Consider the following 24,086-nt stretch of genomic DNA (forward strand, 5'->3'; position numbering starts at 1 on the left):
CCGGCCTCACTAGACTGGATCCGCCCGCGGGAGTGGTGAAATTGGCAGACACGCAGGATTTAGGTTCCTGTGCCTCCGGGCGTGTGGGTTCAAGTCCCACCTTCCGCACGAAAGCGTTCTGGGGGCGGCCGCATGGCCGTCCCCAGAACGCTTCTTGGTTCGAAGAGGGGCTTCCTTGAACCCCAGGGACCCACCGGCCAGAGGCTCCGCGCGTCGCTTCTCCCAGCCGCGCGTGACCGGCCCGCTCTAGACTTCAGGGAAGCCGGCATCTCGGCCCTCTCCCGCGACGACCCACGGACGGACCCACCTGTGCACCACGCCGCCCTCATCCCCTGGCTCGACCCGAACGTCATCATCCACGGCGCCGGCCCCTGGGCCCTGGCCGTGGTGCTGTTCATCATCTTCGCCGAGACGGGTCTGCTCGTCGGGTTCCTCCTGCCCGGCGACACCCTGCTGATCATCTCGGGTCTGCTCACGCACACCGTGGACGTCTTCGGTGTGAACATCTGGGTCGTGTGCGCGCTCATCTCCCTCGCCGCGTTCCTCGGCGGCGAAGTGGGCTACCTCATCGGACACAAGGGCGGCCCCGCGGTGTTCGAGCGCAAGGAGTCCGGCCTGTTCAGCCGCAAGAACGTGGAGCGCACGAACCAGTTCTTCGAGCGCTTCGGCGGCCTGACCGTGATCCTCGCGCGCTTCGTGCCGGTCGTGCGCACGTTCGCACCGGTCGCCGCCGGCGTCGGGCACATGCCGTGGCGCCGCTACAGCCTGTACAACCTGATCGGCGCGGTGCTGTGGGGCTTCGGGATGACGATGCTCGGCTACGTGATCGCCTACATCCCGTGGATCCGGGATCTGGTCACGAAGTACATCGACGTGATCCTGCTGGGCGTCGTGGCGCTGACCCTGGCGGTCACCGCCTGGCACTACTTCAATGAGCGCCGCAAGGCGAAGAAGGAGACCGCCGCCGGGATCCCGGCCGTCGACCCCGAGGTCTGAGCCGGTCTCAGCCCGCGTCGCCGGTCTCAGCCCGCGTCGCGCTTGGAGCCGCCGCCCTCGTCGCTCGCCGCGGCGCGGGCGGCGCGCGACTTCTCGACGCTGGCCCGCAGCGCCTCCATGAGATCGATGACCTCGCCGCCCTTCTCGGCGGGCGCGAACGTCTCCTCGGTCTCGAAGGCCTCGCCCTTCTCGATCTTGGCGTCGATGAGGGTGCGCAGCTCCGCCTGGTACTCGTCGACGAACGCGTTCGGGTCGAAGTCCGCCGAGAAGCCCTCGACCAGCGACGCGGACAGCTCGAGCTCCTTGTCCGACACCGTGACGTCCTCGTGCAGCGAGGGGAAGTCGGCCTCGCGCACCTCGTCCGCCCACAGCAGGGTCTGCAGCACGAGCACGTCGCCGCGCACCCGCAGCGCGGCGAGCCGGGTCTTCTGGCGCAGGGTGAACCGCACGATCGCCGTGCGATCGGTGGCTTCCAGGGTCTTGCGCAGCAGCACGTACGCCTTCGGCGACTTCGAGTCCGGCTCGAGGTAGTAGGCCTTGTCGAGGGTGAGCAGGTCGACCTGGTCCGACGGAACGAACTCGACGACGTCGATCTCACGGCTGCGCTCGGCGGGGAGCGACTCCAGGTCCTCCTTCGTCAGCACCACCGTCTGCGACTCGTCCTGATACGCCCGGTCGATGTCGGAGTACGCGATGGTCTGACCGCAGATCTCGCACACCCGCTTGTACCGGATCCGCCCCCCGTCGGCGTCGTGCACCTGATGCAGCGGGACGTCGTGGTCCTCCGTCGCGGAGTACACCTTCACCGGCACGTTGACCAGCCCGAAGGTGAGCGAGCCCTTCCAGATCGACCTCATGGCACCAGTACACACCACCGGCGCACGCGACGTATACCGTCTTGCGCATTAGTGTGACCCCATGGCAGACGCCCCGCAGTTCGTGCGCATCGGAGAGCGGCGGCTGCGCGTGACGAACCTCGACAAGGTCGTGTACCCCGAGACGGGCACCACGAAGGGCGAGGTGATCGATTACTACGCGCGGATCGCGCCGCTGCTGCTGCCCGTGCTCGCGGGTCGCCCCGTGACGCGCAAGCGCTGGGTCGAGGGCGTGGGCACCGCGGCGGATCCCGAGGGGTCCTTCTTCGCGAAGCAGCTCGAGCCGGGAGCACCGTCGTGGATCCCCCGCCAGGAGATCCCGCACTCGGGCGGCGCCAAGGACTACCCGCTCGTGGACGAGGTCGCGACGCTCGTGTGGATGGCGCAGGTCGCCGCGATCGAGCTGCACATCCCGCAGTGGCGCTTCGCCGCCGACGGCGGACGCGGCAACCCGGACCGGCTCGTGCTCGATCTGGATCCCGGCCCCGGCGTGCCCCTCTCGCAGTGCGCCGAGGTGGCGCGGCTGGCGCGCGGCATCCTGACCGGCATGGGCCTGGATCCGGTTCCGGTGACGAGCGGGAGCAAGGGGATTCACCTCTACGCGCGTCTGAAGGGCGAGAGCACGAGCGATGAGATCTCGGCGCTGGCGCACGCCCTCGCCCGCGCGATCGAGGCCGACCACCCCGACCTCGCGACGAGCGTCATGACGAAGACCCTCCGCGCCGGGAAGGTGTTCCTCGACTGGAGCCAGAACAACGGCAAGAAGACCACCATCGCGCCGTACTCCCTGCGCGGACGCCCCCAACCCTGGGTCGCCGCTCCCCGCACCTGGGAGGAGCTGGAGGATCCGGAGCTGCGCCACCTGCGCTTCGACGAGGTGCTCGAGCGGGCCGAGCGCGGGATGGATCCGTTCGCGGCGATCTCCGCGGGCGAGGCTCCCCCGGCGCCCGATGCCGACGCACCGCGCCCCGTGGTGCGGGCCGCGGAGCACGCGCCGGCGACGGACTCCCCGACGCCGCACCGGCCGCGCGCACCACGCAGTTCACTGGCCCGCGCCGCTGCACCCCGCACCGGGACGGCGGATCCGGCCCGCGCCTCAGACGCCGGCGATTCCGCCGTGCCGTCGTACTCCCCGATGCTCGCGGAGCACGGCACGCCGGGCACCGCCCGCGCGCTGGGCTGGGCCGAGATCAAGTGGGACGGGATCCGCGCGATCGGCATCTGGTCGCACGGCCGGTTCCGGCTGAACGCGCGCAGCGGCACCGACATCACCGACCGCTATCCGGAACTCACCGCCGACGGCGCCCCCGGCTTCCCCGTGGACGAGGCCGTCGTCGACGGGGAGATCGTGGCGTTCGACGCAGCGGGACGCCCGAGCTTCCACCGGCTGCAGGACCGGATCCACCTCACCCGCGCGCGGGAGATCGAGCGCGAGGTCATCCGCAACCCGGTGCGTTATCACCTGTTCGACCTGCTGCACCTGGAGGGCCACGACCTCACCGCGCTGCCGCTGCGCGACCGCCGCGAGCTGCTCGAGCAGATCACGGCCGATCTGCCAGAGGCGGTCGTGGTCCCTCCCGCATTCGACGACGTGGACGCGGCGCTGGCGACGAGCGCTGCGCTCGACCTCGAGGGCGTCGTGGTCAAGGATCCGGCGTCGTCCTACTCCCCGGGACGGCGCTCCCCGCACTGGCTCAAGATCAAGCTCACCCGCGCCCAGGAGGTCGTGATCGTCGGCATCAGGCCCGGCAAGGGCGACCGCACCGGGCGCATCGGATCCCTGCTGCTCGCGATCCCCGAGCCGTCCCTGCCGTCGGGGCTGCGCTACGTGGGCCGGGTCGGCACCGGGTTCACCGAGCGCACGCTGCAGGACCTCGGCGCCCGGCTCGAGCCCCTGCGGACGCCCCGGCCCGCCGTGGACGGCGTCCCGGTCGCCGACGCCTCCGACGCGCTGTGGGTGCGTCCGGAGCTGGTCGGCGAGGTGGAGTTCGCGAACTGGACCGACGACGGGGTGCTGCGCCACGCGCGCTGGCGCGGCCTGCGCCCGGACAAGACGCCCGCCGAGGTCGTGGTCGAGGCCTGACGCGCGGGGAACCTGGACGGGCCTCAGGCGTGCACGGCCTCGCAGTCGCCGACGCCGCCGGATCCGGTCCTGTCGGCCTCGATCTGGAACGTCGAGTGCTCCACATCGAAGTGCTCGGCGAGGCAGGCCTGCATCTGCGCGAGGAGCGCCTGCGCTCCCCCGCCGGCCAGCACGGCCGCCCGCACCGAGACATGTGCGGTGAAGACCGGGGCGCCCCGCGTGAGCTGCCACACGTGCACGTCGTGCACGCCGGTGACTCCCGGGTACTCGAGCAGGTGCTGGCGGATCTCTCCTACGGCCGTGCCCTTCGGTGCGGATTCCGCGAGCACGGAGAACACCTCGCGCAGCAGCGCGACCGCCCTCGGGATGATCATCGCCGCGATCACCAGGGAGGCGATCGCGTCGGCCGGCATCCATCCCGTCGTGATGATGACGACGGCCGCGACGATCACCAGGGCGGATCCGATCAGATCCCCCATGACCTCCAGGTACGCCCCGCGCACATTGATGCTCTCCCGCTGCGCAGCGCTGAGCAGCCACATCGAGACCGCGTTGGCGACGAGGCCCACCGCGGCGACGATGAGCATGAGCGCCCCGGCGACCTCCGCCTGGTCGGGGTGCAGGAGACGACCGATGCCCTCGAACGCGACCCAGCCGGACAGCAGGATGAGGATGATGGCGTTGATGAGCGCGCCGAACACCTCCGCGCGCTGGTAGCCGAACGTGCGCCGGTCGTCGGCGGGCCGCGCGGCGACCGCGCTCGCGATGAGCGCGATGACCAGCGCGGACGCGTCGGTGAACATGTGCGCCGCGTCGGCGAGCAGGGCGAGGGATCCGCTGAGGATCGCACCGACCACCTGTACGAGCATCACGACGCAGGTGAGCGTCAGCGAGATCGCGAGCAGGCGGCGGTGGCCTGCGGAGCGGATCCCGGTGGCGGGCGCGTGGTCGTGCATGTCTCCAGAGTAGAGCCGGGATCCCCCGGTCGGAGCCTGTTTCGCCTAGTCGGGAATGGGGATGATTCTCAGTTGCGCCAGCGGCTCAGAGCTCGGCGAGCAGCGGCACGAGCGCGACGAAGGCGCGGGCCCGGTGCGACTGCGCCTGCTTCTCCTCGGCGGTGAACTCGCCCACCGTGCGCTCCGGCCCGTTCTGCCCGTCGGGGATGAACACGGGGTCGTAGCCGAAGCCGCCGTCGCCGGACGCCGCGTGTGCGAGACGCCCCGGCCAGTCGCCGCGCACCGTCCATTCGCGCCCGTCCGGGGTCACCAGGGCGATGACGCTGACGTAGTGCGCGGCGCGATGCGGATCCGCGATGTCGCGGAGCTGATCCAGCAGCAGCTCGCGGTTCGCGACGTCGTCCTTGTGCTGCCCGGCCCAGTAGGCGGAGAACACGCCGGGCGAGCCGCCGAGGACGTCGACCGCGATGCCGGAGTCGTCGGCGAGCGCGGGCAGTCCGGAGTGCGCCGCGGCCGCACGGGCCTTGAGCAGCGCGTTCTGCTCGAACGTCACGCCGTCCTCGACGGGTTCCGGGCCGTCGTAGCCGACGACCTCGAGGTCCGGCCGGGTGGCCGCCACGATCTGGCCGAACTCGGCCACCTTGTGCGCGTTGTGCGTGGCGAGGACGATCCTCATCACTCGGTCCCTGAGCCCGCCGAAGGGGCGAGTGCGGCGAGCTGGTGGTCGCGCAGGTCGGCGCAGCCGTTCACGCCGAGGTCGAGGAGTGCGTCGAGCTCGCGCTTGTCGAAGGGCGCGCCCTCTGCGGTGCCCTGCACCTCGACGAACAGCCCTCGACCGGTGACCACCACGTTCATGTCGGTCTCGGCGCGCACGTCCTCGACGTATGCCAGGTCGAGCATGGGCTCGCCGTCGATGATCCCGACCGAGACGGCCGCGACGGAGTCGAGCAGCACCTGGGCCTTCTGCGCGATGAACTTCTTCTTCCGGCCCCACTCGATGGCGTCGGCGAGCGCGACGTAGGCGCCGGTGATGGCGGCCGTGCGCGTGCCGCCGTCGGCCTGCAGCACGTCGCAGTCGATCACGATCGTGTTCTCGCCGAGCGCCTTGGTGTCGACCACCGCACGCAGTGCCCGCCCGATGAGCCGCGAGATCTCGTGGGTGCGGCCGCCGATGCGCCCCTTCACGCTCTCCCGGTCGTTGCGCTCGTTGGTGGCGCGCGGCAGCATCGCGTACTCCGCCGTCACCCAGCCCTTGCCCTTGCCCGTCAGCCAGCGCGGCACGCCATTCGTGAACGACGCGGTGCAGAGCACCTTCGTGTTGCCGAAGCTGATCAGCGCGGAGCCCTCTGCCTGGGCGCTCCAACCGCGCTCGATCGTGATCGGGCGGAGCTGATCGACGGTGCGGCCGTCCTTGCGCACGGTCGGGGCGGCGGTGGGCTCGGTCATGGGATCTCCTTGAGGTGGGGAAGGTCGATGACGCCGGTCTGCACGAGCCGGACGCCCCGCACCTCCTGGCCCATCAGGCGGTTGGCGAGGGCGGTGAAGTCGTCGGCGGAGGCGCCCGTGGCCTCGTACACGTAGCGCGGCTGCGCGTCGGCGGGCGCGAGCAGATCGCCCCGCACCAGCTGGCGGTACACGTCGCCGGCGGTCTCGTCGTCACTGGACACGAGGGAGACGCCCTCCCCCATCACGTAGCCGATCGCGCCGCGCAGGAACGGGTAATGGGTGCAGCCCAGCACGAGCGTGTCGACCTCGGCCTCCCGCAGCGGCGCCAGGTACTCCTCGGCGGTGCGGAGCACCTCGGGAGTGTCGGTGATGCCGGCCTCGACGAACTCGACGAACCGGGGGCACGCGGCGGTGAACACCCGCAGGTTCTCGTTCACCTCGAGCATGTCCTGGTACGCCCGGGATCCGATGGTGCCGACAGTGCCGATGACGCCGATGCGGCCGTTGCGCGTGGTCGAGATCGCGCGGCGCACAGCGGGGCCGATCACCTCGACCACGGGCACGTCGTAGCGCTCGCGGGCGTCGCGCAGCATCGCCGAGGAGGCCGTGTTGCACGCGATCACGAGCATCTTCACGCCCTGATCGACGAGCGTGTCGAGCACCTCGAGCGCGTAGCGGCGCACGTCGGCGATGGGCTTCGGCCCGTACGGCGAGTGCGCGGTGTCACCGATGTAGACGAAGGACTCCCGCGGCAGCTGCGCCCGGATCGCCCGGGCGACGGTGAGACCGCCGACCCCGGAGTCGAAGATCCCGATCGGCGCGTCGTTCATGATGCTCCAGCCTAGTCGGCCGACGCGCCCGCGCGCTCCGGAGCGGCTCCGCCCGTATGCTGATCGCCATGACCGCGTCCAGCGCCCTGAAGACCGATCGATACGAGCTCACGATGCTGGAGGCCGCGCTGCGCGACGGCACCGCGGCACGGCGCAGCGTGTTCGAGTTGTTCTCCCGGCGTCTGTCCGGCGGGCGTCGGTTCGGCGTGGTCGCCGGCACCGGGCGGCTGCTGTCGCTGCTGCGGGATTTCCGCTTCGGCGACGAGGAGCTGCGCTATCTCCGCGATGAGAAGGTGGTCGACGCGGCGACCGTCCGCTACCTCGAGGACTACCGGTTCACCGGGACCATCCGCGGCTACCGGGAGGGCGAGCTCTACTTCCCCGGGTCTCCCGTGCTCACCGTGGAGGGCACGTTCGGCGACGCCGTGATCCTGGAGACACTGGCGCTCAGCGTGCTCAACCACGACTCCGCGGTCGCCACGGCTGCGTCCCGCATGAGCATCGCGGCGGGTGAGCGGCCGCTCGCGGAGATGGGCTCGCGCCGCGCCGCCGAGGACTCCGCGGTCGCCGCGGCGCGCGCCGCGTTCATCGCCGGCTTCGGCGCCACGAGCAACCTCGAGGCGGGGCGCACCTGGGGGATCCCCACGATGGGCACGGCCGCGCACTCCTGGACGCTGCTGCACGACAGCGAGGAGGACGCGTTCCGCGCGCAGATCGATGCGCTCGGAGCCGGCACCACGCTCCTCGTCGACACCTACGACATCCGCCGCGGCGTCGAGACCGCGATCCGCGTCGCGGGCACCGGACTGGGCGGGGTGCGCATCGACTCCGGCGACCTGCCCATCATGGCCGCCGAGGTGCGGGCCCAGCTCGACGAGCTCGGCGCGACGGGAACGAGGATCACGGTGACCAGCGACCTCGACGAGTACGCGATCGCCGCCCTCGCTGCCTCCCCCGTGGATGCGTACGGCGTGGGCACCTCGGTCGTGACCGGATCCGGCTACCCCACGGCCGGCATGGTCTACAAGCTCGTGGCGCGGCAGGGTTCCGACGGCGGCTGGGTCGCGGTCGCGAAGGCCTCGGCGGACAAGGGCTCCAAGGGCGGTCGCAAGGCGGCGTTCCGGATCCTCGCGGACGGCGTGGCGCAGTCGGAGCGCGTGCTGGTCGCCGACGGCTTCGAGGAGCTCGGGGTGCAGGAGCACCCGGACGGCCGCCCCCTGCAGGTGACCCTGGTGGAGAACGGCGAGATCGACACCGCCTACGAGGGTGCAGCCGGCACGCTGGCCGCGCGAGAGCACCACCACCGCGTGCGCGAGGAGCTGCCGGTGCGCGCCCTCGCGCTCAGCAAATCGGATCCGGCGATCCCGACCCTCTTTGAAGATGTCCGTTAGGGCCGACCGGTTCCTGAGCGCCCTTCGTCTCGCTGCGCTCGCTCAGGATCCGGAGCGCAGCGACGAGTCGAAGGACGTCGACGTCTCCTGATGCCCGTCAGCGGGCCATCGACTCGTAGATCTCCTTGCACGTGGGGCAGACCGGGAACTTCTCCGGGTCGCGTCCCGGCGTCCACTTCTTGCCGCACAGCGCTCGGACGGGCTTGCCGGTGAGGGCCGACTCGAGGATCTTCTCCTTCTTCACATAGTGGGAGAACCGCTCGTGGTCTCCCGGCTCCTGGAGCTCCTCGTTGAGGAGCTGCTCGAGTTCGCGATCGAGGGTGGCGACGCCACCCTGATCCGGGGCATCCAGCGGGGTACTCATGACCGCGAGTCTAATCGCGCGCGGCCGCTCCGGCGCCGTACGGGACGGACCGCTCAGACCGTCTCCACGAACTCCATGAGCGCAGCGCCGCGGCGATCGAACACCCGGCCGCCGGCGTACACGCCCGCCACGAGGACCGCGCACCCGACGAGGACGCCCGTCCACAGCGCGGGCGCGGTCGAGGCGTCCGGGTCCACCAGGGGCGGCCACGCCAGCAGCATCGCCGGAAGGCTCAGCACGACCGCGCCGATGAGGGCGCTCGCCTGCCCGAGTGCGCCGCCGCGCGAGCGCTGCGGCTGCTGGAACGGGCTGTCCCCCGGTCGGGAGACCCCGTACGGGGCGACGGCGGACGTGACGCTCGACAGGCCGAGTCCGGACAGCAGCAGGCTGGCGACCACCCCGATGAACACCGGAAGCAGCGACCAGCGCCCGATCACCGCGAGTGTGACCGAGAGCGCCACCGCGAGGGTGGGGATGGCGATGAGCGCGACCGGGACGAGCCGGCCGAGCCGGTCCGGGAGTCCGCGCAGCCCGCTGGCGACATGGATCCAGAAGGCCGTCGAGTCGTAGGCGACGTCGTTGTGCGGCAGCCATCCGAAGAACAGCGCCATCACCGCGACGGGCAGCGCCGCCGCGATCGAGAGCGGCACCCCGGCGATCAGCAGAGGCACGACAGTGAGCACCCCGGCGATGGGCACGACGACGAGGTTGGTGATGTAGCGGCGGTCCCGCAGCCAGTACACGAGGCTCCGCGCAGCCACCGCGCCGAACGGGCTCGCGGGAAGCAGCGCGAACCAGCCCAGCCCCGGACGCTCGCGCACCGCGGCGGGCCGCTCACGGGTGGTCAGCGCGCGGCGCGCGAGCGCGAGCCAGCCGATCACCACGACCGCAGTGGTGAGCATCGCGATGATCACGGCGACCCAGGCAGCGCCCTGTTGGCCGCCGGCGACGAGGAACGGGAAGGCTGCGGACGCGCCGAGCGGCGTCATCCCGAGCACGCCGGCCATGGAGTGCAGACCCGGCGGCACGGCGCCGGCCCAGCCGAGCGACGCGATGAACACGCCCACCGGCACGGCGATGACGATCACCGCGAGCGCGAACAGCGAGGTGAGCTCGCGCGAGCGCCGCTCCGGAAGCAGGCGCGCGCTCAGCGCCATCCCGACCCGCGCCGCCAGCACCGCGGTGACGAGCGTCAGCAACCCGGAGAGCACGGCGACAGCCCACGGGGCGCCGAACGAGATCGCGACGCCCACCACGGCGACCTCCACGAGCAGCAGCGCGAGGCTCGGCACGCTGACGAACGCGGCGAGCGCGAGGATCGCGGGAAGCCGCCGCTCGTCGACGCCGAAAACCGCGAACCGGCGCGGATCCAGCTGATCCACCGCGCCGGCGAGGATGGGCGCGACGAAGAAGCCCAGCACCACGGCGGAGCTGCCCAGCACGATGACCGCGTGCGCCGCGGCCTCGGAGGTGTGGGACAGGCTGCGGATCGCGAGGAACGCGACGGTCGTGGCGACGGCGGTGAGCAGCAGCGCCACCGCCGTCCGCGTCACCCGGCTGCGGTCACCCCGGAGGGCGCCGAGCGCCAGCATCAGCCTCAGTCGGAGAACGTGTGCAACCACTCCAGCCCCTCCACCTCGGAGCCCGAGCCCGACAGCTCCACGAACCGCTGCTCCAGGGTCTGTCCCGCGCGCACCTCGTCGACGGTGCCCTCGGCGAGCACCTCGCCGCCGACGATGATCGCGATCCGCTCGCACACCTGCTCGATCAGATCCATGCCGTGGCTGGACAGGATCACCGTCCCGCCGTGCGCGACGTAGGCGCGCAGGATGTCGAGGATGACCCCCGACGACACCGGGTCGACCGATTCGAACGGCTCGTCGAGCACGAGCACGCGCGGAGAGTGGATCATGGCGCCGGCGAGCATGATCTTCTTGGTCATGCCCGCCGAGTAGTCCGACACGACGCGGCTCAGCGCGCCGGCGAGGTCGAACGCCCTGGCCAGGTCGGCGACGCGCTTCTCCACCACGTCGGCGGGAAGGCCGCGCAGCAGCCCGTAGTAGTGCAGCAGCTGCCGACCGGTCAGCCGGTCGAAGGTGCGCAGGCGGTCCGGAAGCACGCCGAGCGCCCTCTTCGCCGCAGCGGGATCAGCGCTCTGGTCGATGCCGCTGATCCGCACGGTGCCGGCGTCGGCCCGCAGGAGCCCCGCGATGATCGACAGTGTCGTGGTCTTGCCCGCACCGTTGGGGCCGACGATGCCGTAGAACGATCCGGCGGGCACGGTGAGGTCGATCCCGCCGACGGCGACGGTGTCGCCGAAGCGCTTGACCAGTCCGCGCACGACGAGCGCTTGGCCCTCGGTCGGGAGGGGTGCGGGCGGCTCCTTCGGCGCCTCCTGCTCCGCCGGCTCCGGTGCGGACGGCTCCGGTGCGGCCGGTTCCGGCGCTGCCGGCTCCTGGGCGGACTGCTCCGGCGCGGCGGGCTCCTGGGCGGCGGGCTCCGGCGCTGCCGAGCCCCGCGAGGCGGGCTCCGCAGAGTCGCGCTCCGGAGCACCCGGCGCGTCCGTCTCCGGCGTGCTCGGCGCGGATTCCGTCGTCAGCGCGGCCGCCCCAGGATCGCTGTCCACAGGAGCATCATCCCGCGTGACCGCCACCTCTGGCGAGAGGCTCTGCGCAGACTCCTCCGCCGGAGGCGCCTGGGCGGCCCCGCTCAGTGCGATCTCGATCGGCTCCGACGGCTTCACGACCTCCGTCGCAGCGGGTGCGGCGGCGTCCGCGACGGTCGCCGGCGCCGTGCGCGGCGCGCGCTTCGCTGCAGTCGAGGCCTTCTTCGCGGTGGCACCGGGGCTGCCGGCGCGCTTCGCCGCAGCGCTCTTGGCCGCCGTGCTCTTCGCAGCTGTGCTCTTCGCGCCCGTGGACTTGGCAGCCGTGGTCGTCGCGGCCGCGGTCCTGGCGGCCGTCGGCTTCGCGCCGGCCTGTCGTTTCGGCGTCGCAGTGGAACCCTCGTCCGCGACGTCCCCCGGCGTCGCGGTGGGGGCAGGAGCCGTGCGCTTCGCAGCGGGCGCCTTCTTCGCGGCGCCGCGCGGCGCACGCGTGGTGTCCGGGGCGGCCGCCTTGACGGCCGCAACCTTGGCCGCCGCCTCCTTCGCGCTCTCCGCTGCTGCCGCGGCCTTGGCGGCAGCAGCCTTCTCGGTCGCCGCCTTCGCCGCCGCCGTGCGCGCGGCGCTGGTGCGGGCCGCCGCCCGCTTCGCCGCGGCGGAGCGCGCCGCGGCGGCCTGGCTCTCGGCCTTCACGCGGGCCGTCTGCGCGGCGGTGCTGCGAGCGCTGCCGGAGGCGGTGCGGCGTGGCTTCGCAGGAGGCGAGGAATCCTTGGGCGCGCGGGGGTCATGGGATGCTCCGGTCATGCCTTTCACGGTAGCAACCGGTGCTGCGAAGACCCGGCGGGCGACCGGAGATGACGCATTCCCGCGCACAGGATGTCGCCCATGGCGAAGCTGGGAAACCACCGAGCAGTCGATAACGGAATGGCATCGCGCCCGTCCTCCACATGCTGCGCTCAGGGCGCATCGATAGCATGAGTCGTGGCACGAAGAAGTGTCCCATCGGTGACAAGACCGTGAACACACGTGACAGGAGCAGTTCTGTGACTCTTCAGACCATCATTCTCGCTGCGGGCATGGGCTCGCGCCTCGGGCGCTCCCTCCCGAAGCCGCTGACTGAGCTCAACGACGGACGCTCCATCATGCAGCAGCAGCACGACAACATCCACGCGGCCTTCGGCGACGATGTCCGCATCACGACGATCGTCGGCTACCGCGCGGAGACGATCATCGAGGCGTTCCCCGACGTGAACTACGTGCACAACGAGCGCTACGACCAGACCAACACCTCGAAGAGCCTGCTGCGCGGCCTCGCCGCCACCGGGCGCAGCGGCGTGCTCTGGATGAACGGCGACGTCGTGTTCGACCCGCGCATCCTCGGCCGCGCGATCGCGCTCATCGAGCGCGACCAGTCCTTCGTGACCGTCAACACCGCCAAGGTGAGCGACGAGGAGGTCAAGTACACCGTCGACGCCGAGGGGTACATCAAGGAGCTCTCCAAGACGGTCAAGGGCGGCATCGGAGAGGCCGTCGGGATCAACTACATCTCCTCGCGCGACAAGCAGGCGTTCATGCGCCAGCTGCAGCGCGTCGACGACCAGGACTACTTCGAGCGCGGCCTGGAGCTCGCGATCGTCGAGAACGGCCTGCTGCTCGAGCCGATGGACATCTCCGACCTGTACGCGGTCGAGGTCGACTTCGCCGAGGACCTGGAGCGGGCGAACCTGTTCGTCTGATCGCCCCCGATCCCGGAGAGCCCGTGCCCTGTGCACGGGCTCTCCGCGTCTGCGGGGATCTTGCAGGCAGCGCCGACGTAGGCTCGGGTCATGGGGAGAAGAGAACGCAGCAGCCACGAGCGGACCGCGCACCGGATCCACTCGCTTCCCGACGACGCGCCGTGGGCCGGTGGCCTGCCGCCCGCCGGATCCTCCGAGCATCCGATGCACATCCGCGGGCTCGACCGCGTGCTCGCCGTGCAGCGTCCGCTCGTGCTCGCGCACATCCGCAGCATCCGGCTGCGACATCCGGACGCCACACCAGCGCAGATCATCACGCTGCTGGAGCGGCGCTACCTGGCCGCGGTGACCACCGGCGGTGCCGCGGTCGGCGCGACGGCCGTGATCCCGGGGATCGGCACCGGAGTCACCCTCGCGCTCTCGGGCGTCGAGACGGCGGGCTTCGTCGAGGCGACGGCACTGTTCGCCCAGTCGATCGCCGAGGTGCACGGCATCACGGTCGAGAACCCCGACCGCGCCAGGGCGCTCGTGATGACCCTCATGCTCGGCAAGGAGGGGGTGGACCTCATCCGTCAGCTCGCCGGCCAGGCCGCGGGCACGGGTGCGGGACGCTCCGCCTACTGGGGCGAACTGGTGACGAAGTCCCTCCCTCGCGCGGCCGTGGGGCCGCTCGCCGACCGGCTCAAGAGCCTGCTGATCAAGCAGTTCGCCGGCGTGGGCGGTGCCTCCTTCGTCGGCAAGGCTCTGCCCTTCGGCGTCGGAGCGGTGATCGGCGGCGCGGGCAACCATGTGCTCGGCCGCCGCGTGCTGAGCAGCTCGCGCCGCGCGTTCGGGGTTCCGCCGCAGGTGCTGCCCGCCGAGCTCGAGCCGCAGGAGGGCGCCGAGCGCATCGAGCGCCGGCTCGCCCGGGGCGCGCAGCTCGCCGGCGCGGCAGTGGCCGGTGCCGCCGGCACCGCAGCACGCGGTGCGGGCGCAGCCGGCCGGCGCGCCGTGGAGGCCGCGCGCCGCAGACCTGCGCCCGTGTCGGCACCGGAGGCTCCCGGGCCCGGTCTTCACCCGTCGCCGCCTTCCGATCAGGAGCTCTGACCAGTCCGCACAGCCGGGTCGGTCGAGAAGTTCCGCACCGCTGCCATGGGATCGGGCAGCCGCCGCGTCGGATCGTCGGGGGCCGTTCCTAGCCTGACCGGCATGACCCGCTCCCCTGATCCGCCGTCGCCGCGGCTCCCCGACGCCTCCTACCCCGTGCCGTGGATCATCGATCGCCGAGACCGCACCCATCCCGTCGTCACCAACGCCGGCGGCGGCGTCGATTTCGTGCGCGCGTTCGCCCGCACCTCGGCGGAACCGGGGCGCACCCTGCTCTGGGGCCGGGTGCGCCCGGGCGAGCAGATGGAGATCTGCCTGTGCGACACCGACGTCGACGATGTCGTGGTCACCCTGGCGTGGTTCCGCCCCGACGACGGCCTGGAGTACGTGTGGCGCTTCGTCGTGTGAGCCCGACCCGCGCCCCGGAAGTCCGCGCGGGCCCGCGGGCGGCCGACGCGCCCGGATCCGTCTCCCGCTGGTCTCGCAGGCCGGACGTGCGAGGATCGACGGGTGAACCGTTCCGGCCCGTCCGCACCCGACGCGGGCACTCCGCTGTCCGGCGCAGGCGTGTCGTTCGTGATGCCCGTGCTGAACGAGCGCGCCTACCTGGAGCACGCGGTGGAGTCGGTGCTGGCGCAGGACGTGGACGGCCCCACCGAGCTGGTCCTCGCCCTCGGCCCCTCCTCCGACGGCACCACCGCGCTCGCGGAGCGCCTGGCCGTCGCCGAGCCCCGCTTGCGGATCGTGCACAACCCGGCGGCCGACATCCCGGTCGGCCTCAATGCGGCGATCCGGGCGAGCAGCCACCCCACGATCATCCGCGTCGACGCGCACTCCGAGCTCTCCCCCGGATACGCGAAGCGTGCGATCGAGACCCTCGAGCGCACCGGCGCGGCGAACGTCGGCGGCGTCATGCGCGCCGACGGCCGAACCCCGTTCCAGGCCGCGGTCGCGCGGGCGTACAACTCGCCCGTCGGCCTCGGCGGCGGCAGCTACCACGGAAGCACGCGCGAGGGCCGCGCGGAGTCCGCCTATCTGGGCGTCATGCGCCGGGCCGTGCTCGACGAGGTGGGGCTGTTCGACGAGTCGATCCGCCGCGGCGAGGACTGGGAGCTGAACCTGCGGATCCGCCAGGCCGGGTACACGGTGTGGTTCGATCCGCAGCTGGCCGTGACCTACTGGCCGCGGGAGAGCTGGATCCGGCTCGCCCGGCAGTTCCGCTCGACCGGCGCGTGGCGCGGCGAGCTGGTGCGCCGCTACGGCCGCAGCAACGGCCTGCGCTTCTTCGCACCGCCCGCGCTGCTGGTGATCCTCGTCCTCGCCGTCCTCGTCGGCATCCTGCAGCTGACCGGAGTGCTCTCCGGCATCGCAGGACTGCTCGCCTCCGTGGTGTACCTGCCGCTGATCGCGTACGCGCTGCTCGTGATCGCGATGGCGCTCGCCCCCGGCCGCCCGACGGATCCGCCGCGCAGTCCCCGTGAGCGCATCTGGACCCTGGCCGTGCTGCCGACCATGCACCTCGCCTGGGGCCTGGGCTTCCTCATGGGCGTGCTGCGCGGCGCGCACGACACCGTCGACACGTCGCGTCTCGGGACGCGGAACACGCCGCTCCCCTGAACCGCCTGCGCCGGCCCTGCGGCAGGCGCAGGGACCCGGGCGCTCAGACGTCGAGCCAGCCCAGGTCCAGGATCCGGTCGACGACGCGCGCCGATGCGGAACCGTCGTCCCGCCCGTTGAACTGCGCCTGCCAGGAGACGTACTTCGGCGCATGCTCGGCGAGCGCCGACACATCCGAGAGGGCCGCCACGAGCTCCTCCTGCGTGCGCACCAGCGGCCCGGGCGCGCGGGCGGCGAGGTCGAAGTAGAAGCCGCGCAGCTTGCCGCGATAGTGCTCGAGATCCGGCACCAGGAAGTACATCGGCTTGCCCGTGGCGCTGAAGTCGAACATCACCGAGGAGTAGTCGGTGACGAGGGCGTCGGCGGCGAGCAGCAGCTCCGCGGTGTCGGGGTAGCCGGTGACGTCGATGACGCGGGATCCGGCGTGATCGCGCCCGGGACGGATCGTGCGGGAGTGACCACGCACGAGCACCACCGCGTCGGCCGCGTCGGCGAGCGCCCGGGGATCCACGAAGTCGACGATCTCGGAACGGTCGTCGCGCCAGGTCGGGGCGTACAGGAGCACCCGGGCAGCCGGATCGATGCCGAGCGCCGCGCGGATCCGCGCCGGGTCGCCCGTCGTCAGCACGTCGTTGCGCGGGTAGCCCTCCACCCACACGGGCCGGCGCAGGAAGGCGTACGCCTTGCGCAGCACGCGCTCGGCGTACGGGTTCTGCGCGAGCAGCACATCCCAGCGCCGCGACTCCCGGATGACCGCGAGCCAGCGCCGGGGGTGCAGACCGGGACGATGCAGGGCGAGGCGCTTGAGCGGCGTGCCGTGCCAGGTCTGCAGGACGCGCTGCCCGGGCTTGCGGTCGAAACGTCGGCGCAGCCAGTCGTTCACGATGAGCAGGCGCGCGTCGGCGCGGGCCCGCCACCACTCCGGAGATCCCTCGACCACCGGGATGGCGCCGTCGGGCACCGCGACGGAGAGGTCGACGACGCTCCAGTACCGGGTGACACCGGGGGCGCGCACGGCGAGCTCCCGGTCGATCGCGCCGGGATTGCAGCCGCTCGACTGCCCGTAGAACGACTCGAAGAACACGGCGTTCTCGTGGGCGCCCGGCAGCGCCGCATAGCGCCCCTCGAGCGCGAGGCGGCCTTCGGCGGTCTCGTACGCCGGGTCGACCGGCGGATCGATGCGCACGTCTCCCCCGGTCGAGCCGACGCGGAGTCCGGCCAGCATCACGGTCGCGATGGCGGGGACGGCGGCCGCGCGGCCGTCGAGGAGGAGTGCGTAGTCGCCGGACGGCAGCGGCAGTTCCGCCCCGCCCCAGCGCGAGGCGCGCAGCGGCAGCTCGGCGCGCCAGGTGCCGTCCTCACCCGCGACGACGTCGGACGCCGCGGCCACCGCACGGCGTCCGGTCAGTTCGACCTCGCCGGGCGTGGATCCGTCCCCCTCGATCAGCAGCGTCTGCTGCTCCTCGTCGACGCGGACGGTCGTGACGCGGCTCGTCATGGGGTTCCCTTCGATGCGGGGGCCGGCTGCTCCGAGGCGGGCGCCGGTGCGGTGGTGCGCGGTGCGTCGCCGGTGCGGGCGAGGATCGCGGCGAGCACCCGGGCGGTGTTGCGTCCGTCGCGGTGCGCGTGCATGCGGGCGCTGAGGGCGCGGGAGAGCTCGGCGCGGCGGGCGTGCTCCGACTCGTCGGCGAGCACCGCCTCCAGCTGCGCGGCGGCGGCCGTCCAGTCGGAGGCGGGGTCGTCGCCGGCCACCTCCGCGTACGCGCCGTAGAAGCCGCGCGAGCTCGCGTACTCCTCGGGGTCCGGCGCGAGATACACGACGGGCATCGACAGCAGCCCCACGTCGTACGCGAGCGACGAGTAGTCGGTGACGAGGACGTCGACGGCCGGCAGCACCGGAGTGATGTCCGCGACCACGGCGGAGCCGATCGAGCGCACCCGGTCGGTCGGCACGGGCGGCCGGTACTCCCCCTCGCCGAGGGGGTGCGAGCGCACGAGCAGCACGCTGTCGGTGCGCTCGAGCACCTCGAGGATGCGCGCCCACTCGTCGTCCGTGGGGACAGCCGGATCGGGCGCGCCATCGCGCCAGGTGGGCGCGTAGAGCACCACCCGGGCGCCCTCCGGGACCGGACCGACCGCGGCGTCGCGGCGCGCGACCGCGTCGGCGCGACGCGTGACCGGATCTCCGGCGGAGAGCACGTCGACGCGCGGCTCGCCGGTCACCAGCACCTGCTGCACACCGAGCCCGAACGCCGATTCCAGGCGTCCGCGGGAGCGGTCGGAGGCGGCCGGGAGCAGGCCGATGCGCTGCGTCTGGCCGCGGTAGAGCAGGCCGAGCAGCCGCTGCAGCGGCGTGAAGCGGGGAAGGAAGGCGCTCTGCACGGTGGCCGGGGAGTCGAGCCCGATGCGCTTGAGCGGTATGCCGTGCCAGAGCTGGACGAGGAAGGCCCCCGACGTCGCGTAGCGGTTGACGTCGCCGAAGCCGTGCGTGACGACGATCACGCCCGCCCGGGCCGTGGCCCACCACCCGTGCAGCCCGTTCTTCGGGGTCGCGGGGATGCCGAGCTCAGCGGCATCGCGCTCCTCGCGCTCGGAGCCGGTCAGCCAGAGCGGCTCCAGCCCGGCCGCGGCGGCCGCGCGCCACAGCGCGAGCGCGCCGTCGCCGATGCCGGCGCCGCAGCCGATCACCCAGCTGCGGCCGCGCGGGACGATGAGAGTCCCCAGACGGCCGAGCAGGTACAGCGGGATCCTCAGCAGCTTGCCGGCGTTGCCCGCACGGAAGGAGAAGGACGCCACCCCGCGAGCCTATCGCGCCTGTCGGCGCAGCCGACCGAGCCGATCCCGAAGGGATCCAGAGAAGGAAGGACGCCACCCGCGACGGAGTCGCGAAGGTGGCGTCCTTCCTGAGGCGAGGTTCAGGCGCAGCCGGTCACTGGGCGAGCGTGCCGAGGGTGACCTTGATGTCCTGGCTCTTGCCGTCGCGGACGATGGTCAGCGTGGCGGAGCTGCCGCCCGCGACCGAGCGGACCTGCGCCGTGAGATCGCTGGCATCCGTGATCGGGTTGCCGTTGAAGCCGGTCACCACGTCGCCGGCCCGGATGCCGGCGCTGGCCGCCGCCCCGCCGCTGGTGACGGAGGCGATCGCGGCGCCGACGACCGTGGCGCCCTTCTGCCCGCTGGCGTCCTGCACGGTCGCCCCGAGCAGGCCGTGCGTGGCCTTGCCGTCGGAGATGATGTCGTTCGCGATGCGCTTGGCGATGTTCGACGGGATGGCGAAGCCGACGCCGATGTTGCCGGACTGCCCCGACGAGGAGGACGAGGATCCGGCGCTCGCGATCGCGACGTTCACGCCGATGAGCTTGCCGTCGCTGTCGACCAGCGCGCCGCCCGAGTTGCCGGGGTTGATGGCCGCGTCGGTCTGGATCACCGAGATCGAGATCGTGGACGCCGCGCCCTGCGAGCCGGATCCGCGACCCGGGATGTCGAACTGGAAAGGCTGCTGCGAGCCGTCCTGGTTCGGCTTCTGCTGCTGGTCGCCGTTGCCGGGCGCGGGAGCCGCCGACGACTGGATCTGGATGCTGCGGTTGAGCGCACTGACGATACCCGTGGTCACCGAGTTGGACAGGCCCAGCGGAGCGCCGACCGCGACCGTCATCGATCCCACGTTGAGCTTGGACGAGTCGGCGAACTCCATGGGGGTCAGGTCCGAGCCGTCCTTGACCTTGATGACAGCCATGTCGTACGTCGCGTCGATCCCGACCACGGTGGCGTCGCGGATGCGACCGTCCGAGGTGGTCACGCGGATCGCCGGGTCGGAGACCTCGCCGTCGAGGGTCACCACGTGCGCGTTGGTGAGGATGTGACCTTCCTTGTCCAGCACGATGCCGGATCCGGAGCCGGCGGCGCTGGAGCCGGAGACCTCGATCGTGACGACCGAGGGCACGGCCTTCGCGGCGATCGCGGTGGCCTCCGAGACGGACTCGGGGTTGTTCACCGTGACCGTGCTGGGGCCCGCCGCCGTCTTGGACGACGAGGGGCTGGAGGCCGTCAGGGAGCCGTAGCCCACCGCGCCGCCGACGCCGGCGATGCCGCCGACCAGGGCTGCGGCGATGATGATGGCGGCGATCTTGCCGCCGCCGACGCCGGACTTCACCTTCGGCTCGGCGGTCGACGCGGGCGCCGCAGCCGCCCCGAAGGCGGCACCGGGATGCGCTCCCGGCTGTCCCGGCTGCGTCTGGCCCTGCGGGGCGTAGGAGCCGGTGGGCGGGAGGGGGGTCGTGGGGGCCGTCGCGCCGGCCGCTGCGGCATTGTCTGCGGGGGTGGACGAGAACGCCGGGGGCACGGAGTGTCCGGCGTCGGGGTGAGGCGTCTGCTCGTTCATGTCTGCTCCTTCGAACCTTGCCCTTACAGCCTGACGACCGTTTCTGTGTTTTTCTTATGCCCGTTGGGAGATTCCGCTATGGCGTTACCCTGGGCGCCATGGGAATCGTTCCTGGCGCGTGGCGCCGCACCGCGGCCGGCGCCGGCCTGCTCTCCGCCTCCGGGGAGGTCGCCCCTACCATCTTCGCCGAGATCTCGGCGCTCGCGGCCCGCACCGGGGCGATCAACCTCGGGCAGGGCTTCCCGGACGAGGACGGTCCGGCGGAGGTCCTCGAGGCCGCCCGGGCTGCGATCGTCGACGGCGCGAACCAGTACCCGCCGGGTCGCGGCGTGCCCGACCTGCTGCACGCGGTCGCCGAGCATCAGCACCGCTTCTACGGCTTCGACCTGGATCCCGACCGCGAGATCCTGGTGACCGCGGGCGCCACCGAGGCGATCGCGGCGGCGCTGCTCGCCCTCGTCGACGGCCCGGATGACGAGATCGTCGTGTTCGAGCCCTACTACGACTCCTACGCCGCCATCGCCGCGCTGACCGGGGCGACCCTGCGCACCGTCCCGCTGCGCCTTCCGGGGTTCCAGCCGGATCCGGACGAGCTGGCGCGCGCGGTGACGGATCGCTGCCGGGTGATCCTCGTGAACGACCCGCACAATCCCACGGGCGCCGTGCTGAGCGACGAGCTGCGCGCCGAGATCGTGCGCCTCGCCCACCAGCACGACGCGATCATCGTCACCGACGAGGTGTACGAGCATCTTTCCTTCACCGCGCCGCATGTGCCGATCGCGACGCTGCCGGGCGCCGCCGAGCGGACCCTGACGATCTCCTCCGCGGGCAAGACGTTCTCCGTCACCGGCTGGAAGATCGGGTGGATCCACGGTCCCGCCGAGCTCATCACCGCCGTGCTCAGCGTGAAGCAGTTCCTCACCTACGTCAACGGAGGGCCGTTCCAGCCGGCGGTCGCGGCGGGGCTGCGCCTGCCCGACGCGTTCTTCGTGGATGCCGCGGAGCGACTGCGCGCCAAGCACGATCTGCTCGCCGAGGGGCTCACCACGGCCGGATTCGAGGTGCATCGCCCCGACGGCGGCTACTTCACGGTCGCGGACGCCACGGCGATCGGCGGTTCCGACGCGGATGCGTTCTGCCGCGCGCTGCCGGGGCGGATCGGCGTGGCGGCGATCCCGCTCACCGCGTTCGTGCGGCCGGAGCACCGCGACGCCTACGCAGGCCTGGTGCGCTTCGCCGCCTGCAAGCGTCCCGAGGTGATCGCCGAGGCGGCGGAGCGCCTGGCCGGGCTTCGCCGCGGCCGCTGAGGCGGCGGAACGCGGCCCGTCCCCGGCGGGGGTCGATGCGGTCAGCGCGGCACGACGCGGTAACGGCGCAGCCGCAGCACCGGGTTGACCTCGCGCACGCGCGCCACGGCACCGGCGTCGAGCTCGGCGACGGCGATCCCCTCCCCCGTGCCGACGCCGGCGACGACCACGCCCTGCGGATCGACCACCGCGGAGTGGCCGACGCCCACCGGGGCGGGATGATCGGCCGCGATCACGTAGCTCGTGCTCTCGATCGCGCGCGCGGCGAGCAGGGTCGTCCAGTGGTGCTCCTTGAGCGGACCGCGCACCCACTCCGCCGGGACGACGAGCGCGTCCGCGCCGGCGTCGACGAGGGTGCGCGCGACCTCCGGGAACCGCAGGTCGTAGCAGGTCATCAGCCCGAACCTCAGTCCGTCGACGACGAACGTGGCAGCGTCCCCGACCTCGCCCGGCTCGATCCAGGTCGACTCGGTCTGCCCGAACGCGTCGTACAGATGCTGTTTCCGGTAGACCGCCAGGATCCCCGAGGCGCCGACGGCGACGACGCCGTTGCGGATGCGTCCGCCGTCCGCGCGCTCCACGAGCCCGGCGACGATGACCGCGTCGTGCTCTGCGGCGAGACGGCTCAGCTCCGCGGTGAAGACATCGTCCAGCTGCTCCGCGTTCGCGGCGAGGGTTTCATCCAGGGGATCCACGAAGTAGCTCGAGTACTCGGGCAGCACGACCAGCCGCGCGCCCCGCTCCGCCGCACGTGCGACGAGTTCGCCGATGCGTCCGCGGTTCGCCGCGCGATCCGCGACGGGAGCGAACTGGCAGACGGCGACGAGGACGGATCCGGCGGTCATGGGTCCATCATCGCGCACTCCCACGCCGCCGACACCGCATGCGCGCCGGTCACCGCTCGGGCTCTGCCGCGAGGTCCTCCGTGGCCGGGCCCTCGATCCGCGCACCGTCCGGGCGGAATCGCGAACCGTGCAGCGGGCAGTCCCACGTGCGCTCCGCGTCGTTCCACGTCACGATCCCGCCGAGGTGGGTGCACACGGCGGAGACGCCGCGGCACGTGCCGTCGACGCGGGAGACCGCGACCGGGCCCGTGCTCACCCGGCGGATCGTCCCCTGGCCTTCCGCCGGCTCCTCGGGCCGGGCGGTCTCCGCGCGCACCCAGCCTTTGACGTCCTCGCGCACCACCCCGGCGTTGAACCGTGCGCCCGCGCCGAGCGTCGCGGGATGGGTCACCCGGTGGTGGAGCGTGTCCGCCCAGGGCAGCCGACCGCCGAGGATCTCCGCGGAGAGGCTGAGCGCCGCGGCCACCGCGTTCGTCATGCCCCACTTCCCGTAGCCGTGGCGACGAAGATCCGGTCATGACCGCGCGGCAGGGATCCCACGAACGGGACCCTGTTCACCGAGCGGTAGTCCTGGGCCGACCAGCCGTGCGTCCGCTCCGCGCCGGGGAAGGCCTCGCGCGTCCAGACGTCCAGCTCGTCGAGGCGCTCCTTCGCGGAGGCCGCCCTGCCCACGATGTGCCCGTTGCCTCCGACGAGCAGGAGGGGGCGCCCGCCGGCCTCCGCGGTGCGCAGCGAGCGGTGGGGCGCGTCGATCGACAGGTACATGCCGCGCGGGACCTCGTCCCCGGGAACCCGGTAGGCGGCCGCGTAGGAGCGCAGCGGCACCAGCTTCGCGAAGTACAGGCCGCGATCGAGGATCGGGGTCCCGGTCGCGAGCACGACGTGGTCGGCCGTCATCGTCCCGCGGGCGGTGACGATGGTGGCCGGCGACTCGTCGTCCACGCCGCGCATCGGGGTGCGCTCCACGATCCGGGCTCCGCGCGCCCGCAGCTCCTCGGCGAGGGCGAACACGACGGCGATCGGGTCGAGCTGGGCCTGATCTGCGAGGCGCAGGGCGCCGTGCGTGGGGAACGGCAGCCCCGGTTCGTCGATCCGCTCCACGTCCAGACCTGCGGCGCGCGCGACCTCGAGCTCGCGGTCCAGGTCCGCGGCGCCCTCGAACGTGCGTGCGTACGTGAACGCGTCACGGCGCTGCACGGGCACGTCGCACTCGGCGAGGTAGCGCAGCATCCACGCCTGCCCCTCGCGGTTGGCCGTCACGTACGCCTCGACCACGCGTGCCGAGAAGTGCCGTCGGATGCTGGAGAGCACTCCCCCTGGAGCAGGCTGAGCTTGGCGGTGCTGCGGCCCGTGGTCAGCGCTCCGACATGGTGCGCCTCGAGCACCGTCACGCTCATGCCCGCACGGGCGAGCAGAAGTGCGGTGACGAGGCCGGTGAGGCCCCCTCCCACCACCACGGAATCGGCGTGCGCGCCCGAGTCCCACGGGTCGAGGGTCGGGAACGTGCGCCCGTCGATCCAGAGAGAGTCCATGAGCGCCCCGGCCTTCCCTCCCCCGTCGACGAGGGACATCGG

The 24,086-nt window shown here is 72.3% G+C and carries 23 protein-coding genes and 1 tRNA gene; 9 read left to right on the forward strand and 15 right to left on the reverse strand.

Going from position 1 to position 24,086, the window contains the following annotated elements:
* Positions 1-26: 26 nt before the first annotated feature.
* Positions 27-108, forward strand: a tRNA-Leu gene (locus ACYQ1L_RS13105).
* A 201-nt stretch (positions 109-309) separates the two neighbouring features.
* On the forward strand, positions 310-996 hold the full coding sequence (locus ACYQ1L_RS13110; protein ID WP_460004532.1) for a DedA family protein: 687 nt from the start codon (positions 310-312) through the stop codon (positions 994-996).
* A 26-nt stretch (positions 997-1,022) separates the two neighbouring features.
* On the opposite strand, the gene ku is transcribed toward ACYQ1L_RS13110, so the two are convergent.
* Positions 1,023-1,853 carry a non-homologous end joining protein Ku gene (gene ku, locus ACYQ1L_RS13115; RefSeq protein WP_460004533.1) on the reverse strand — a complete coding sequence of 277 codons (831 nt, stop codon included), beginning with the start codon at positions 1,851-1,853 and terminating at the stop codon, positions 1,023-1,025.
* Between the two features lie 61 nt (positions 1,854-1,914).
* Between ku and ligD the strand changes: the two genes are divergently transcribed.
* Positions 1,915-3,954: a non-homologous end-joining DNA ligase gene (gene ligD / locus ACYQ1L_RS13120; protein ID WP_460004534.1), complete on the forward strand. Its 2,040-nt coding sequence runs from the start codon at positions 1,915-1,917 to the stop codon at positions 3,952-3,954.
* 23 nt (positions 3,955-3,977) lie between these two features.
* Here the strand turns inward: ligD and ACYQ1L_RS13125 are convergent, their stop codons facing one another.
* The 4 genes from ACYQ1L_RS13125 to murI form a co-directional block, all read right to left on the reverse strand.
* Entirely contained in the window at positions 3,978-4,910 is a 933-nt protein-coding gene (locus tag ACYQ1L_RS13125) for a cation diffusion facilitator family transporter (RefSeq protein ID WP_460004535.1), read from the reverse strand.
* A gap of 85 nt (positions 4,911-4,995) precedes the next feature.
* Entirely contained in the window at positions 4,996-5,586 is a 591-nt protein-coding gene (gene rdgB / locus ACYQ1L_RS13130; RefSeq protein ID WP_460004536.1) for an RdgB/HAM1 family non-canonical purine NTP pyrophosphatase, read from the reverse strand.
* Positions 5,586-6,356: a ribonuclease PH gene (rph, locus tag ACYQ1L_RS13135; RefSeq protein ID WP_460004537.1), complete on the reverse strand. Its 771-nt coding sequence runs from the start codon at positions 6,354-6,356 to the stop codon at positions 5,586-5,588. Before rph ends, rdgB begins: the two co-directional genes overlap by 1 nt.
* The gene (gene murI, locus ACYQ1L_RS13140; RefSeq protein ID WP_460004538.1) at positions 6,353-7,186 is read right to left on the reverse strand and encodes a glutamate racemase; all 834 of its coding nucleotides are present in this window, start codon (positions 7,184-7,186) and stop codon (positions 6,353-6,355) included. The genes rph and murI overlap by 4 nt, the downstream gene beginning before the upstream one ends.
* A 68-nt stretch (positions 7,187-7,254) precedes the next feature.
* On the opposite strand from murI, the gene ACYQ1L_RS13145 reads away from it, so the two are divergent.
* Positions 7,255-8,577, forward strand: a complete 1,323-nt coding sequence (locus ACYQ1L_RS13145) for a nicotinate phosphoribosyltransferase (protein ID WP_460004539.1) — start codon at positions 7,255-7,257, stop codon at positions 8,575-8,577.
* 97 nt (positions 8,578-8,674) lie between these two features.
* Here the strand turns inward: ACYQ1L_RS13145 and ACYQ1L_RS13150 are convergent, their stop codons facing one another.
* The 3 genes from ACYQ1L_RS13150 to ACYQ1L_RS13160 are packed head-to-tail and all read right to left on the reverse strand — an operon-like array spanning position 8,675 to position 12,344.
* Positions 8,675-8,941, reverse strand: coding sequence for a DUF3039 domain-containing protein (locus ACYQ1L_RS13150; RefSeq protein WP_045249880.1), 267 nt, complete (start codon positions 8,939-8,941; stop codon positions 8,675-8,677).
* A 53-nt stretch (positions 8,942-8,994) separates the two neighbouring features.
* On the reverse strand, positions 8,995-10,533 hold the full coding sequence (locus ACYQ1L_RS13155; RefSeq protein ID WP_460004540.1) for a hypothetical protein: 1,539 nt from the start codon (positions 10,531-10,533) through the stop codon (positions 8,995-8,997).
* 5 nt (positions 10,534-10,538) lie between these two features.
* A complete protein-coding gene (locus ACYQ1L_RS13160; protein WP_460004541.1) occupies positions 10,539-12,344 on the reverse strand; it encodes an ABC transporter ATP-binding protein in 1,806 nt (601 codons plus the stop codon).
* A 239-nt stretch (positions 12,345-12,583) separates the two neighbouring features.
* On the opposite strand from ACYQ1L_RS13160, the gene ACYQ1L_RS13165 reads away from it, so the two are divergent.
* The 4 genes from ACYQ1L_RS13165 (at position 12,584) to ACYQ1L_RS13180 (ending at position 15,979) form a co-directional block, all read left to right on the forward strand.
* Entirely contained in the window at positions 12,584-13,276 is a 693-nt protein-coding gene (locus ACYQ1L_RS13165; RefSeq protein ID WP_045249181.1) for a phosphocholine cytidylyltransferase family protein, read from the forward strand.
* A gap of 90 nt (positions 13,277-13,366) precedes the next feature.
* Complete coding sequence (locus ACYQ1L_RS13170; protein ID WP_460004542.1) at positions 13,367-14,362, forward strand: hypothetical protein; 996 nt, start codon at positions 13,367-13,369, stop codon at positions 14,360-14,362.
* A 102-nt stretch (positions 14,363-14,464) separates the two neighbouring features.
* The gene (locus ACYQ1L_RS13175) at positions 14,465-14,770 is read left to right on the forward strand and encodes a hypothetical protein (RefSeq protein WP_460004543.1); all 306 of its coding nucleotides are present in this window, start codon (positions 14,465-14,467) and stop codon (positions 14,768-14,770) included.
* Between the two features lie 102 nt (positions 14,771-14,872).
* A complete protein-coding gene (locus tag ACYQ1L_RS13180; RefSeq protein ID WP_488199507.1) occupies positions 14,873-15,979 on the forward strand; it encodes a glycosyltransferase family 2 protein in 1,107 nt (368 codons plus the stop codon).
* A 43-nt stretch (positions 15,980-16,022) separates the two neighbouring features.
* Here ACYQ1L_RS13180 and ACYQ1L_RS13185 read toward each other — a convergent pair whose 3' ends face one another.
* From ACYQ1L_RS13185 to ACYQ1L_RS13195, 3 genes are all read right to left on the reverse strand, one after another.
* A complete protein-coding gene (locus ACYQ1L_RS13185) occupies positions 16,023-17,477 on the reverse strand; it encodes a CDP-glycerol glycerophosphotransferase family protein (protein ID WP_460004544.1) in 1,455 nt (484 codons plus the stop codon).
* Positions 17,474-18,775, reverse strand: coding sequence for a CDP-glycerol glycerophosphotransferase family protein (locus tag ACYQ1L_RS13190; protein ID WP_460004545.1), 1,302 nt, complete (start codon positions 18,773-18,775; stop codon positions 17,474-17,476). The genes ACYQ1L_RS13185 and ACYQ1L_RS13190 overlap by 4 nt, the downstream gene beginning before the upstream one ends.
* A gap of 133 nt (positions 18,776-18,908) precedes the next feature.
* Entirely contained in the window at positions 18,909-20,360 is a 1,452-nt protein-coding gene (locus tag ACYQ1L_RS13195) for a S1C family serine protease (protein ID WP_460004546.1), read from the reverse strand.
* A gap of 98 nt (positions 20,361-20,458) precedes the next feature.
* On the opposite strand from ACYQ1L_RS13195, the gene ACYQ1L_RS13200 reads away from it, so the two are divergent.
* Positions 20,459-21,667 carry an aminotransferase class I/II-fold pyridoxal phosphate-dependent enzyme gene (locus tag ACYQ1L_RS13200; RefSeq protein WP_460004547.1) on the forward strand — a complete coding sequence of 403 codons (1,209 nt, stop codon included), beginning with the start codon at positions 20,459-20,461 and terminating at the stop codon, positions 21,665-21,667.
* Between the two features lie 41 nt (positions 21,668-21,708).
* Here the strand turns inward: ACYQ1L_RS13200 and ACYQ1L_RS13205 are convergent, their stop codons facing one another.
* The 4 genes from ACYQ1L_RS13205 to ACYQ1L_RS13220 are packed head-to-tail and all read right to left on the reverse strand — an operon-like array spanning position 21,709 to position 24,083.
* Positions 21,709-22,512 (reverse strand): carbon-nitrogen hydrolase family protein, encoded by an 804-nt coding sequence (locus ACYQ1L_RS13205; protein WP_460004548.1) that lies wholly within the window; start codon positions 22,510-22,512, stop codon positions 21,709-21,711.
* A gap of 49 nt (positions 22,513-22,561) precedes the next feature.
* Positions 22,562-22,990, reverse strand: coding sequence for a Rieske 2Fe-2S domain-containing protein (locus ACYQ1L_RS13210; RefSeq protein ID WP_460004549.1), 429 nt, complete (start codon positions 22,988-22,990; stop codon positions 22,562-22,564).
* Positions 22,987-23,823 (reverse strand): NAD(P)/FAD-dependent oxidoreductase, encoded by an 837-nt coding sequence (locus ACYQ1L_RS13215; protein WP_460004550.1) that lies wholly within the window; start codon positions 23,821-23,823, stop codon positions 22,987-22,989. The genes ACYQ1L_RS13210 and ACYQ1L_RS13215 overlap by 4 nt, the downstream gene beginning before the upstream one ends.
* Positions 23,769-24,083 carry an FAD-dependent oxidoreductase gene (locus ACYQ1L_RS13220; RefSeq protein WP_460004551.1) on the reverse strand — a complete coding sequence of 105 codons (315 nt, stop codon included), beginning with the start codon at positions 24,081-24,083 and terminating at the stop codon, positions 23,769-23,771. The genes ACYQ1L_RS13215 and ACYQ1L_RS13220 overlap by 55 nt, the downstream gene beginning before the upstream one ends.
* Positions 24,084-24,086: the final 3 nt, after the last annotated feature.

Source organism: Microbacterium xylanilyticum (genome assembly GCF_054654695.1).

What these genes read in the sequence shown, in the direction of transcription:
- ku (WP_460004533.1), bottom strand. Translation starts at nt 1,853, where the DNA reads ATGAGGTCGATCTGGAAGGGCTCGCTCACCTTCGGGCTGGTCAACGTG.
- ligD (WP_460004534.1), top strand. Translation starts at nt 1,915, where the DNA reads ATGGCAGACGCCCCGCAGTTCGTGCGCATCGGAGAGCGGCGGCTGCGC.
- ACYQ1L_RS13125 (WP_460004535.1), bottom strand. Translation starts at nt 4,910, where the DNA reads ATGCACGACCACGCGCCCGCCACCGGGATCCGCTCCGCAGGCCACCGC.
- rdgB (WP_460004536.1), bottom strand. Translation starts at nt 5,586, where the DNA reads ATGAGGATCGTCCTCGCCACGCACAACGCGCACAAGGTGGCCGAGTTC.
- rph (WP_460004537.1), bottom strand. Translation starts at nt 6,356, where the DNA reads ATGACCGAGCCCACCGCCGCCCCGACCGTGCGCAAGGACGGCCGCACC.
- murI (WP_460004538.1), bottom strand. Translation starts at nt 7,186, where the DNA reads ATGAACGACGCGCCGATCGGGATCTTCGACTCCGGGGTCGGCGGTCTC.
- ACYQ1L_RS13145 (WP_460004539.1), top strand. Translation starts at nt 7,255, where the DNA reads ATGACCGCGTCCAGCGCCCTGAAGACCGATCGATACGAGCTCACGATG.
- ACYQ1L_RS13150 (WP_045249880.1), bottom strand. Translation starts at nt 8,941, where the DNA reads ATGAGTACCCCGCTGGATGCCCCGGATCAGGGTGGCGTCGCCACCCTC.
- ACYQ1L_RS13155 (WP_460004540.1), bottom strand. Translation starts at nt 10,533, where the DNA reads ATGCTGGCGCTCGGCGCCCTCCGGGGTGACCGCAGCCGGGTGACGCGG.
- ACYQ1L_RS13160 (WP_460004541.1), bottom strand. Translation starts at nt 12,344, where the DNA reads ATGACCGGAGCATCCCATGACCCCCGCGCGCCCAAGGATTCCTCGCCT.
- ACYQ1L_RS13170 (WP_460004542.1), top strand. Translation starts at nt 13,367, where the DNA reads ATGGGGAGAAGAGAACGCAGCAGCCACGAGCGGACCGCGCACCGGATC.
- ACYQ1L_RS13175 (WP_460004543.1), top strand. Translation starts at nt 14,465, where the DNA reads ATGACCCGCTCCCCTGATCCGCCGTCGCCGCGGCTCCCCGACGCCTCC.
- ACYQ1L_RS13185 (WP_460004544.1), bottom strand. Translation starts at nt 17,477, where the DNA reads ATGACGAGCCGCGTCACGACCGTCCGCGTCGACGAGGAGCAGCAGACG.
- ACYQ1L_RS13195 (WP_460004546.1), bottom strand. Translation starts at nt 20,360, where the DNA reads ATGAACGAGCAGACGCCTCACCCCGACGCCGGACACTCCGTGCCCCCG.
- ACYQ1L_RS13200 (WP_460004547.1), top strand. Translation starts at nt 20,459, where the DNA reads ATGGGAATCGTTCCTGGCGCGTGGCGCCGCACCGCGGCCGGCGCCGGC.
- ACYQ1L_RS13205 (WP_460004548.1), bottom strand. Translation starts at nt 22,512, where the DNA reads ATGACCGCCGGATCCGTCCTCGTCGCCGTCTGCCAGTTCGCTCCCGTC.
- ACYQ1L_RS13210 (WP_460004549.1), bottom strand. Translation starts at nt 22,990, where the DNA reads ATGACGAACGCGGTGGCCGCGGCGCTCAGCCTCTCCGCGGAGATCCTC.
- ACYQ1L_RS13220 (WP_460004551.1), bottom strand. Translation starts at nt 24,083, where the DNA reads ATGTCCCTCGTCGACGGGGGAGGGAAGGCCGGGGCGCTCATGGACTCT.